The sequence below is a fragment of the Pedobacter jejuensis genome, from assembly GCF_003725795.1.
Taxonomy (GTDB): Bacteria; Bacteroidota; Bacteroidia; order Sphingobacteriales; family Sphingobacteriaceae; genus Pedobacter; species Pedobacter jejuensis.
Genome location: NZ_RBEE01000044.1, coordinates 147928 through 159484, shown reverse-complemented (window position 1 = coordinate 159484; position 11557 = coordinate 147928). Strand labels below are relative to the sequence as shown.

The following is an 11557-nucleotide window of genomic DNA, read 5'->3' as shown; positions in this document are numbered from 1 at the left end:
AAGATACGCGATATTCTAAACCATTTTTTTGTTTAGGTAAACAATGATTATTCAATTACTTTTGCAACATTAATTTCGTTTTACCAGATGCAGAGATTCTTACTAATTTTATTCGCGTTTTTATTGTCTGCAGAGTTTATTGCAGCGCATCAAATCCCGGTCAAGATTGATTCTAATTCAGTTGTAAAATATCAATACAGGCGCTATCGAGTAGATTCTGCCACGCTTGCAAAGCAAACTTTTGTTACCGATTCTATCATTCGCCATACTTGGGTTTTACCTGATAGTTTGCTAAATAAAAATGCATTGTTGGATAGTGTTGAGAAAGAATTTATGTTCCCCAGTTTGGATTTATTGGGATGGCAAAAGAAATATAAGGATTATAAAAAGAAGGAAAACCCATATCAATTAGGTCGTTCTATTCCTAAAGGAAATGTTTGGCTTTTGGGTTTTATCTTTATAATGCTGGTTGTATTTGCCATTTTAAAGAACGCTTTTTCTAAACAGCTATTCGCAATTATAGAATCTTTTTATAGCAATAGAATCCTAAATAACATAAACAAAGAGGATAACTTATTCAGTTCCTGGCCTTTTTTGCTTTTATTTATACAATTCGGATTCATTTTAGGAATGTTTTTTTTCCTCGTAGCCCAATATTATGATATGTATCAGGCTAAAGATGGATTCAAATTTTTCTTCAGCATATCAATTCTTATTATCATATTTTACGCATTAAAGCTGATAATTTTAAGATTTTTAGGTTATCTATTTAATATACAAAGGCCTGTAAATGAGTATATTTCGATATTGTATCTTAGCTATTTTAATGCATCATTACTGTTCATACCTCTAGTTATTGCTTTTGCACTTTCTCCATTAAAATATGGTGTAATTTATATAGGCCTAGCGATATTGTTATTAGTGGTAATCTTTGCTTTCCAATTGTTACGTGCCGGAATCACAATACTTTCTAACAATAAGTTTTCCAAAATGCATTTATTTTTGTACTTTTGCGCCCTCGAAATATGTCCCGTTTTAATACTAATTAAAACGATAGGATTGTAGCTGAAAAAAGGAAAATGCAAGAAAAGAACGACTCTAGAATCCGTAAAGTAAAAAGTATTTTAGTTACTCTACCGAAACCTGATACAGAAAAATCTCCCTACTACGATTTAGCTAAAAAGCATAACCTTAAAGTAGATTTTAGATCATTTATTCATGTTGAAGGTGTACCCGCACGTGATTTTAGGAAGGATAAAATCAACTTGGGAGATTTTACAGCTGTTATTTTTACTAGTCGTAATGCTGCCGATCATTTCTTTAGAATTTGTGAAGAAATGAGGTATGATGTGCCGGCAGAATTAAAATATTTTTGTCTTTCAGAAACAATCGCTTTGTATTTGCAGAAATACATTCAATATAGAAAACGTAAAATTTTCTTTGGAAAACAGACGGCTTCCGATTTAGCTGAGGTTTTAAAAAAACATGCTAACGAAAAGTTTTTGTATCCATGTTCGGATGTAGCAACTGAAGATACTATGAAGTTTTTGGAAAAAAGTGGTTATGATTTTACACCTGCAGTATTGTTTAAAACGGTTGTAAGCGACCTTTCTGACTTAGCAGAAGTTTTCTACGACGTGATCGCATTCTTCAGTCCATCGAGTATTCAATCATTATTTAAGAATTTTCCTAACTTCCAACAAAATAATACAAGAATTGCAGCGTTTGGAGTTAATACAAGTAAAGCTGTAACAGATTTAGGTTTAATCGTTGATATTGCTGCTCCAACACCGGGCATATCTTCAATGACTATGGCTATTGAAAATTACATTAAAGTATCTAACAAATAAGATTCCCTCTAAATTATTTCCTGTAGCAACAATAAACTGTAACTTTTTGAGTTATAGCAGAATAATGTCGCGATTGTAACGAAAATATTAGCGTATAAATACCTAAAAAGCATTCTTATACCCTAATAAGGGTACTTTCGTGTAAAATTTTTAGTTTAGTTGTTTATTTAAATGATTTTTGATACAATTGCTAATTGTGTTTTGTACACTATAATTAATATATGAAGAAAATCTACTTTCTAGCTATAATGGCTGTAACTGTATTACTTTCAAGCTGTGGCCGTGGTGGCCAAGGCGAGTTGGTTGGCGCTTACAATCGTAAATTTAAGAACCAAAGTATTCCTTTGGGCATGGTGTATATTCCGCCAGGTCATACTCCAATGGGTGGTTCTGATGAAGATATTACCTTCTCTCAATCTGGTCCGAGTAGGATGACTACAATTAGTGCATTTTACATGGATCAAACTGAAATTTCAAACGCAGAATACCGCCAGTTTACAAAGTGGGTTAGAGATTCGATTGCAATTGTGATGATGGGGAATCCACAACAATTTATGATAACTCCAAAAGGGGCAGCAGCAAATGCACTAGGTGGTGAAAAATACATTGATTGGAAAAAAGTTGGAAACGGCTCGGCAATTTGGAGCGGAAAAGGTAAGGGCGCAAATGCGGCCAATGCAAGTCAATTAGATAATATGTATTATTCTGGTTTAGATGCTTTACCAGGTAGAAAAGAAATTGATGTCCGTAAGTTAGAATATTCTTATGGTATTCTTAATTTAGATAAGGCAGCAATTGGGCATAAAGACCCGAATAGCAAACGCCAGGATTATATAGATAGATATACTATTGCTGTTTATCCAGATACAATGGTTTGGAAAACAGATTACTCATATTCTCAAAATGACCCGATGGTTAGGGGTTATTTCAACCATCCATCTTATGATGATTATCCTGTAGTTGGTGTAAGCTGGGAGCAAACTCAAGCCTTCTCGCACTGGCGTACACAGCTTTATCAAGGTGTTGCGGCTGCTAGAAAAATGCCATTAAATGCCAGAATGGATTATGACTTACCGTCAGAAACCCAGTTTGAATATGCATCAAGAGGTGGAAATACGAAAACTAAATATCCTTGGGGCGGTCCATACATCAGAAATACAAAAGGATGTTTACAGGCAAACTTTAAACCTGGTCGTGGAGATTATTCTAGCGACGGTGGTATTTATACTGTAGGCGTAAAATCTTATTTTCCTAATGATTATGGTCTGTATAACATGTCTGGTAACGTTTCAGAATGGACAAAAACGGCTTATAATAAATCATCAGGACCACTATTACATGATTTAAATCCAAACTTTACTTATGTTGCAGGTAAAAACGATAGCAAATACTTAAAACGTAAAGTAGTTAAAGGTGGCTCATGGAAAGATACAGGTTACTTTCTTCAAAATGCAGTATCAACTTACGAATATCAAGACCAACAAAGATCTTACATCGGTTTCAGATGCGTTTCTGCTTATCCTGGAACTGACCTGAGAAACTAAAAAAAATCAAACCAAAAAACTATAACTTAAAGAAAACATTAAAATTTTATGGCGGCAAAGAAACAACCAGGCTGGTTACACGTAGCGATTTCATGGGGAGCAAGTATTGTAATTATCGGGGCATTATTTAAAATTCTGCACATTGGCGGAATATTAGGTAATTATATGATAGGTATTGGTCTTGGTGTTGAGGCGATTTTATTCTTTTTAACTGGTTTCTTTCCACCTGAGCCTGAACCAGCTTGGGAAAGGGTTTATCCAGAATTAAGAGAAGATTTTAAAGGTGAGTTACCAGTTGCAACAACTAGACCGGTAGCAACAGCTGTTTCATCTCCAAATACAGCTGCTTTAGATAAAATGTTATCAGAAGCTAAAATAGGGCCAGAGTTAATCGAAAGTTTAGGTACTGGCTTACGCACTTTTGGCGATAAGGTAGCTTCTATTTCTAATGTTGCAGATGCATCATTGGCGACAAATGAATTTACAGGTAAAGTAAAAACTGCTTCTGCAGGGTTTGATAACTTAAGTTCATCCTTCGAAAAAGCTACTGCGAACTTAAAGGCCATGGGCGAAAGCAAAGTAGATTCGCAAGCTTATCATGATCAGGTAAATAATTTAGCTAAAAACTTATCTGCTTTAAATGCTGTGTATGAATTAGAATTACAAGATTCAAGTGCTCATTTAAAATCGATGAATAAATTCTATTCAAACCTGTCGCTTACTATGCAAAACTTTAACGAATCGATGGAAGATTCGAAACAGTTTAAAGAAGAAGTGAATAAGTTAGCTAAGAACTTATCGTCGCTAAATGCAATTTATGGCAATATGTTATCGGCTATGAATAGCCCACGCGTATAATTTATATAGTTTTTAATTTAAATAGAAAGCTAAATAAAAAATGGCAGGCGGAAAAGAAACAACAAGGCAGCGGATGATCAATATCATGTATTTGGTATTGTTAGCCATGCTGGCCTTAAACGTATCAGATACAATATTAGATGCATTTAAAAATATCAATGATAGTTTAGATACATCAAAAACAAACGTAAATACCGGTATAGATCAGCTTTTTTCTTCTTTCGAAAATTCAAAACTAAAAGAAGAACCTGCTCGTGCTCAACCAATTTACGACAAAGCTAAACAGGCAAAAGCAGCTGCAGATGACTTGAATAATTATATTGAAGGCATTAAGAAGCAATTTACAGCAGCTGGTGATGGCATAAACCCAGAAACCGGAGATTTGACCAATCGTGATAATCAGGATATTGCTCCTAATTTAATGATTAACCAAAAGGAAGGTGAAAAGTTAAAAGCTAAAATCAACGCAACCCGCGAAAAGTTAATTTCACTTCTTGATCCGAAAGATAGAGAAGGAATTACATTTTCATTGGAAGCAAAAGATCCGGCTAGAAAAAGAAAAGGAAATTGGCAAGAAACATTGTTTGGTGAAGGAACACCTTTAACTGCTGCAATGACGATTTTAACCAAACTTCAAACTGACACCAAAAATGCAGAAGCTGAAGTAGTAAAAAAATTATTCGGAAATATGGATAAGGCTGTAGTTAACATAGATAAATTTGCTGCGGTTGCTGTGGCACCAACGTCTTATGTTATTCAAGGTCAGCCTTATACTGCTGAAGTATTTTTAACTGCAAGTGATTCAAAATCAAATCCTGAAATAATTGTAGGCGGTGGTAAACTAAATGTTAGAGATGGTAAAGGAACTTATACAGGAAGTACGGGTAGTGTAGGTGTTTTTAAATGGGTTGGTACGGTTCGTATTAAACAAACCGACGGGCAGATAAAAGAATACAGAACGCCAGAGCAAACGTATCAAGTAGCAAAACCATCCGCTACGGTTTCATCAACAAAAATGAATGTTATTTACGCAGGTATTCCAAACCCATTTTCTGTTTCGGCAGCAGGTTTCCCTTTAGAAAGTGTAAAGGCTTCAATTTCTGCAGGCAGCATGTCTGGTGGAAATGGAAACTATATGGTAAACGTTTCTGGCGGACAAGTTGGTTCGGAAGTATCGATTAATGTGAGTGCAAGCAATGCTGGTAAAACGGTAAATCTTGGCGTTCAAAAATTTAGAGTTAAAGCCATTCCAGCTCCTATCGCTAAAGTAGGCGGTAGAATTGGTGGAGATGTTTCATCAGTACAATTAAAAAGTGAAACTGAAATTGAAGCGGATTTAGATGATTTTCCTTTTGACGTAAGCTTTAGAATATTAAGATATAAAATTACAGTTATCAAACCACGCTCAGAAGCGGTTACCATTGCTGGTAGTGGAGGCAATTTTGCAGGTGCTGTAAGAAGTGCAATGAATGCAATTACTCCTGGTTCTAAAGTATTTTTCGATGATATCGTTTCTCAAGGTCCAGATGGTCGCCAAAGGATTTTGCCTTCGGTTTCATTTAATGTAAAATAAAGAAAAGATGAAAAGGATTTTAAGCATTGCTGTATTAGTTTTATCAACTGGAGTTGCTTTTGCGCAAACACCATTAAAGAAGAAAGCTACAACTCCAAAACCAGGTGTTGCAGCAAATACGCTTCCTGCAGATACTGCTAAAAAATTAACAGTAAAGAAAAAATTAAAGGTACCACCTAAAGATGGTTTTTACGCCCGTAAGGATATAGATAGCACCGAAATGGTTCCTTTGGCCGATGTACGTGAAGAAGACGTTTTTTATGCTAAGCGTATTTGGCGTGAAATTGATTTACGTGATACTGTTAATTCTGTTTTAAGATCACCGAAATCAAGATTAATTGATGTTTTAATTTCATCGATAAAATCTGAGGAATTGACAGCTTATGCTCCAATTGATAGTATGCTAAATGAAGATGATACGTTCCAAATGCCTTTAAGTGCAGATTCTGCAGCTAGAGGTGCTCTAGGAACATCAGAAATTTCCAACAACAAAACTGGTACAGTAACAACAGTTGTTAATGATTTTAATCCTGAAGCTTTTTTAAAATTTAGAATTAAGGAAGATTGGATTTTTGACACTAAGCGCTCTATTTTCGAACCTCGTATAGTAGGTATTGCGCCATTAAAATTTAATGAAATATCTAAAGTTTGGCAGCCGGTATTTTGGGTAAGTTATGATGAGTTAAGACCAATTATTGCACACAAGAGATTGGTAAATACAAATAATGATGCATCGTCTTTAAGTTTTGATGATTTCTTTCTTCGTCGATTATTTAGCAGCTACATTGTAAAAGAATCTAATCCTGGTGACAATAAATTAAGAGACATTATATCTGACCCAAGAGAAAGATTAATGGAATCTGAAAGAATTAAAAAGTCGGTTCTTGATTACGAACAAGGACTCTGGGAATATTAAAAGTAAAAGGCTTCGATTTATCGAGGCCTTTTTTGGTATTAAATATCTATCTAAAATCAAATCTGTAAGTTAATCTCTGGCTAGAAAATTACGCTTGCTTAAAATATTCTAACAGCGTAGCAACCTGTTTCTTATTTAAAACTTCACTAAGCTGCTGTTCTGTAGCTTCCTTGATTTTTTTAACCGATTTGAAATGAGTTAACAATCTGTCTGCCGTTGTTTTACCTATTGCTGGTATCTGCTCCAGCTCGGTTTTCAAAGTTCCCTGATCTCTTTTTTTCCTGTGGAAGGTAATTCCAAAGCGGTGTGCCTCATCACGTAGCTGTTGTATTATCTTCAAAGTTTCTGATTTCTTATCTAAATACAAAGGATAGGAATCTCCCGGATAAAATAATTCTTCTAGCCTTTTGGCAATTCCAATTATGGTAACTCTATTTTCGATACCTAACAGTTTTAAGCTTTTAACAGCAGACGATAGCTGCCCTTTACCGCCATCTATAATAATAAGTTGAGGCAACGGCTGATCTTCTTCAAGCATGCGCCTGTAGCGTCGGAAAACAGCTTCTTCCATGGTTGCAAAATCGTTCGGACCTTCAACTGTTTTAACATTAAAATGCCTATAATCTTTTTTGGATGGTTTGGCATCTTTAAAAACTACGATTGCTGAAACAGGGTATTTACCTTGAAAATTTGAGTTATCAAAGCATTCTATGTGCTTAGGAAGTTGGGTTAAACGTAAATCCTTTTGCATGGTTGTCAAAATCCTATCAGTGCGTAAATCTGGATTTAGTTTTTCATATTGATTCAGCTTTTCCTTCTTAAAAAATAGAACATTTTTTTGCGATAGCTCTAAAAGCTTCTTTTTTTCACCCAGCTTTGGTACGGTAAAACGTAAACTTTCATCTGCCAAAACAGGTTCAAAGGGTACAATGATCTCTCTTGATGTACTATTAAATTTTGTTCTGAAATCTAAAAGCGCAAGTGTTAAAATTTCGTCATCACTTTCATCCAATTGCTTTTTAACCTCAATGGTTTGCGTTTGAATGATGGTTCCATTCATCACCTTCAGGTAATTTACAAAGGCATAGCGCTCATCTGAAGCAATACTCACCACATCAACGTTTGTAATCGCACTATTAACAACAGTAGATTTACTCTGGTATTTTTCTAAAACCTGTAATCGTCTGGAATATTGATGAGCCAACTCGAAGTTTAATTCTTCTGATGCGGTTTTGATAACGCCTTTTACATCACGTATAACATTGCCAATTTTACCGTTCAATATTTCTTTTATTTCCGCAATGTTTTTATCGTAATCGCTTTCTGTTTGGTAAGCCTGGCAGGGACCTTTACAATTTCCGATTTGAAACTCAAGGCAAACTTTAAATTTACCCTCCGCAATATTCTTATCGTTTAAAGGAAGATTGCAAGTTCTTAATGGATACGTTTCTTTAATTAAATCAAGAATGGTATGCATCATACCTATCGAGCCGTACGGTCCAAAATAAGTTGAACCATCTTTAATTACTTTTCTTGTCCAGTAAATTCGCGGGTAATTTTCGTTTTTAACAATAATCCACGGATAAGTTTTATCATCTTTTAAATTGATGTTAAACTTTGGTTGATGCTTCTTAATTAAGCTATTCTCCAATAACCATGCATCAATTTCTGTATCAACGATGGTAAAAGTTATCTTCCTGATTTTAGAAACCAGAACCCTCGTTTTACCATTAAATTGTCTATTGTCTGAATTGAAATATGAGCCAACCCGATTTCGTAAATCTTTTGCTTTTCCAATGTACATTAACTTTCCATCTGCATCCCAATACTGGTAAACACCTGGTTTATGCGGAATTGCTGTTAATGCTGTTTTATGATCGAAACTGCTCATGTAAAGTTAAGGAGCAAAGGGTGTGGTGATTAATAAAGAATGATGTTTGGCATGAAATCGAAATCTTTTTTATTGTAAGTAGATAGTTCTATTCTATTTACAATTGCTGTCGCTCCAATAATTGCGTCTGGAATCTGAAGGTGATGACTTAGCTTAAACCTTTCGATTAGTTCTATTGATTTTTGTGATATGTTGATGTCGAAATGAATAATATCATAATATTTAATCTTTTTCTTCATTTGAGCCAACTCTATTTTATTTCCCATGCCTTGCAGTAATTCCATTGTGGTGACTGATGAGAGCACAATATTTTCAAAGCCAATATCTTCTAATGCTTCAATAGTAGAAATATTGCCATTAAAGGCGTGTATTAAAATATTGGTATCGCATAAAATCATATTTATTTATTACGATGCCAAGATTTTGCTCTAATATCTTCTATATTTCTTGGTGTATCCTTCCAAATACCAAAAAGTTCTTTTGGATTGAGTGATTTGTTACCTTTAACTATTTCAGGTTCAAAATCCTCTTTTGAGGAAATAATTTTAATGTTTTCTAATTTCATAGTTCGAAATAAGGAAAGAAATTTTTCCATCTCTTCAAAGTCGGTAATTTCTAATGTAACTTTCATATATTTCAATTTACCACAAATTTAACATATATCTTTTATAATCAGGGCAAATTAAGGCAGCACTAATTACTTAAAAACCTAGTTTCTCATCTAATTCTGTCGGGCCTTCTTCTAATTTCTGGTATTGATTACAATCAAACACAATGGAAACTCCAGATTTTGGTGCTTCAAAATCAGCATGACTAATCTTTAGTTTCGGATTTGCATAAACTCTTTTTATAAAACCAGCAAAAATAGGTAGTGCAGTATTTGCACCCTCACCTTGATTCGTACTTAAGAAGTGAAAAGCACGGTCTTCACAGCCTGTCCAAATTCCTGTTACCAGTTGTGGGGTAACTGCCATAAACCAACCATCGGAGTTGTTTTGCGTTGTACCGGTTTTTCCTCCAATAGGTGCATTTATATGGTATTTGTAGTTTAATCGAGAACCTGTGCCATTTGTAACTACGCCTTTTAACATTCTTGTCATTACATAAGCAACTTCTTCGCTCATGATTGGTTTTGGTATTGGTTTTTGAGAAAATAGTACCACTCCATTTTTATCTTCAATCCTTAAAAGGTAAATAGGCTTGGTATAAATGCCTTTATTTGCAAAAGCACCATAAGCACCAACCATATTATAAACAGAGGCATCAAAAGAACCAAGACAGATGGATGGATAGGCCGGAACATTGGCTATGCCCATTTTAGTGGCTAAATTGGCTACTGCTACTGGTCCAACCTGTTTCATTAAGTAAGCCGTAACATAATTTTGAGAATATGCCAGTGCTTTTTGTAAAGTAATTGAACCTGCTAAAGGTTGGCCAGATGATTTAGGTGTGTATGGATCGCCATAACCTTCTATGGTTACAGGTACATTTGGTACAGTTAAGCAAGGTGAAAATCCATTTTCTACAGCAACAGCATATGTAAATGGTTTAGCTGTTGAACCTACCTGCCGAGTTCCCATTTTTACCTGATCGTATTTAAAATGTTCGTAATTGATGCCACCAACCCAAGCTTTTACGTAGCCATTGGTCGGGTCCATCGTCATCATGGCATTGCGCAAAAGCATTTTATAATACCGAACCGAATCGATTGGTTTCATGGTGGTATCCACATTGCCTTTCCATGTAAAAATGGTTAAATCAGTAGGTGTATTGAAATTGGTTTTTATTTCCTCGTCGGTTTTTCCTTCTAATTTTAATGATTTATATCTGTCAGATCGTTTTACGCCTTGTTCAATTTGTAAAGCTTTGTCTTTAAATGGATTTCTACCCTTCCAGCTTTTTATAAACTGAGCCTGCAAAATGCGCATGTACTCTTTTTGAGCTTCTTCTGCATATTCTTGCATTTCATAATTTAAGGTGGTGTAAATTTTTAAGCCATCTCTATCTAAATCGTAAGGTGTTCCATCAGGTTTCAAAATTCCTTGTTCTTCAAATATCGATTTTATATCGTTCTTTAAAACTGACCTAAAATAAGGAGCAATACCATCGTTTACTGTGGCCGCATTAAAGTGTAAGTTAAGTGGAGTTTCTTTTTCTTCATCAAACTGTTGTTGCGATAAAAAATCGGATTTTACCATCATAGCCATAACCGTATTACGTCTTTCTTTAGAACGTTCAGGGTTTCGTGTTGGCGAATACATGGTAATCCCTTTTTGCATTCCAACCAAAGTAGCCGCCTGTGGTACTGTTAATTTATCTGGTGTAGTATTAAAATAAACACGTGCTGCCGATTTAATTCCATAAGCCTGATTACCAAAATCTACCGTATTTAAATACATGGTGATAATCTCTTCTTTGGTATAATTTCGTTCGAGTTTTACTGCAACAACCCACTCTTTAAATTTTTGCATTACACGTTTAAAAAAATTGCGTTGTCTGCCCTCTTCAGAGAATAAATTTAGCGCCAATTGCTGTGTAATGGTACTACCACCTTGTTTTTTGCCAATTAAATTGTAACCAATAATGGTAAATGTTCGTTGGAAATCAATTCCTGAATGATCTTTAAAACGAGTATCTTCAGTAGCGATTAATCCGTTTATTACATTAGGAGAAATTTCTTTGTAAGTAACGTTTGAACGGTTTTGAACGAAGTATGTTCCAAGTGTTCTACCATCATCTGCCATAATTTCAGATGCCTGGTTACTTTTAGGGTGTTCAATATCTCTGAAAGATGGTAGGCTACCGAAAAGCCCAAAACCCATCATAGAAATAAATATGGCAAAAAGTGCAATTCCGCCGATTACAATTTTCCAAATTCGGAGATTATATCTTTTAACGTCGGCTTCGGATAGGGGTTTATTCATT

At 34.9% G+C, this 11557-nt stretch carries 10 protein-coding genes; 6 read left to right on the top strand and 4 right to left on the bottom strand.

The genetic code is table 11. The features are described from left to right. Window positions 1-87: 87 nt before the first annotated feature. The 6 genes from D7004_RS18690 (at window position 88) to porN (ending at window position 6741) form a co-directional block, all read left to right on the top strand. Window positions 88-1065 carry a DUF4271 domain-containing protein gene (locus D7004_RS18690; protein WP_123207345.1) on the top strand — a complete coding sequence of 326 codons (978 nt, stop codon included), beginning with the start codon at window positions 88-90 and terminating at the stop codon, window positions 1063-1065. A 14-nt stretch (window positions 1066-1079) separates the two neighbouring features. Beyond that, window positions 1080-1850 carry a uroporphyrinogen-III synthase gene (locus tag D7004_RS18685; protein ID WP_123207344.1) on the top strand — a complete coding sequence of 257 codons (771 nt, stop codon included), beginning with the start codon at window positions 1080-1082 and terminating at the stop codon, window positions 1848-1850. Window positions 1851-2071: 221 nt separating this feature from the next. Next, window positions 2072-3394: a T9SS ring complex lipoprotein PorK/GldK gene (porK, locus tag D7004_RS18680; RefSeq protein ID WP_123207343.1), complete on the top strand. Its 1323-nt coding sequence runs from the start codon at window positions 2072-2074 to the stop codon at window positions 3392-3394. 48 nt (window positions 3395-3442) lie between these two features. Beyond that, window positions 3443-4252, top strand: coding sequence for a type IX secretion system motor protein PorL/GldL (porL, locus tag D7004_RS18675; protein WP_123207342.1), 810 nt, complete (start codon window positions 3443-3445; stop codon window positions 4250-4252). A gap of 40 nt (window positions 4253-4292) precedes the next feature. Next, window positions 4293-5825 (top strand): type IX secretion system motor protein PorM/GldM, encoded by a 1533-nt coding sequence (gene porM / locus D7004_RS18670; protein ID WP_123207341.1) that lies wholly within the window; start codon window positions 4293-4295, stop codon window positions 5823-5825. A 7-nt stretch (window positions 5826-5832) separates the two neighbouring features. Further along, window positions 5833-6741, top strand: a complete 909-nt coding sequence (gene porN / locus D7004_RS18665) for a type IX secretion system ring subunit PorN/GldN (RefSeq protein ID WP_123207340.1) — start codon at window positions 5833-5835, stop codon at window positions 6739-6741. A gap of 88 nt (window positions 6742-6829) precedes the next feature. Here the strand turns inward: porN and uvrC are convergent, their stop codons facing one another. From uvrC to D7004_RS18645, 4 genes are all read right to left on the bottom strand, one after another. Further along, the gene (gene uvrC, locus D7004_RS18660) at window positions 6830-8632 is read right to left on the bottom strand and encodes an excinuclease ABC subunit UvrC (protein WP_123207339.1); all 1803 of its coding nucleotides are present in this window, start codon (window positions 8630-8632) and stop codon (window positions 6830-6832) included. A gap of 29 nt (window positions 8633-8661) precedes the next feature. After that, complete coding sequence (locus D7004_RS18655; RefSeq protein WP_123207338.1) at window positions 8662-9030, bottom strand: type II toxin-antitoxin system VapC family toxin; 369 nt, start codon at window positions 9028-9030, stop codon at window positions 8662-8664. A gap of 2 nt (window positions 9031-9032) precedes the next feature. Continuing rightward, entirely contained in the window at window positions 9033-9263 is a 231-nt protein-coding gene (locus tag D7004_RS18650) for a hypothetical protein (protein ID WP_123207337.1), read from the bottom strand. A 70-nt stretch (window positions 9264-9333) separates the two neighbouring features. Next, window positions 9334-11556 (bottom strand): transglycosylase domain-containing protein, encoded by a 2223-nt coding sequence (locus D7004_RS18645; protein WP_123207336.1) that lies wholly within the window; start codon window positions 11554-11556, stop codon window positions 9334-9336. Window position 11557: the final 1 nt, after the last annotated feature.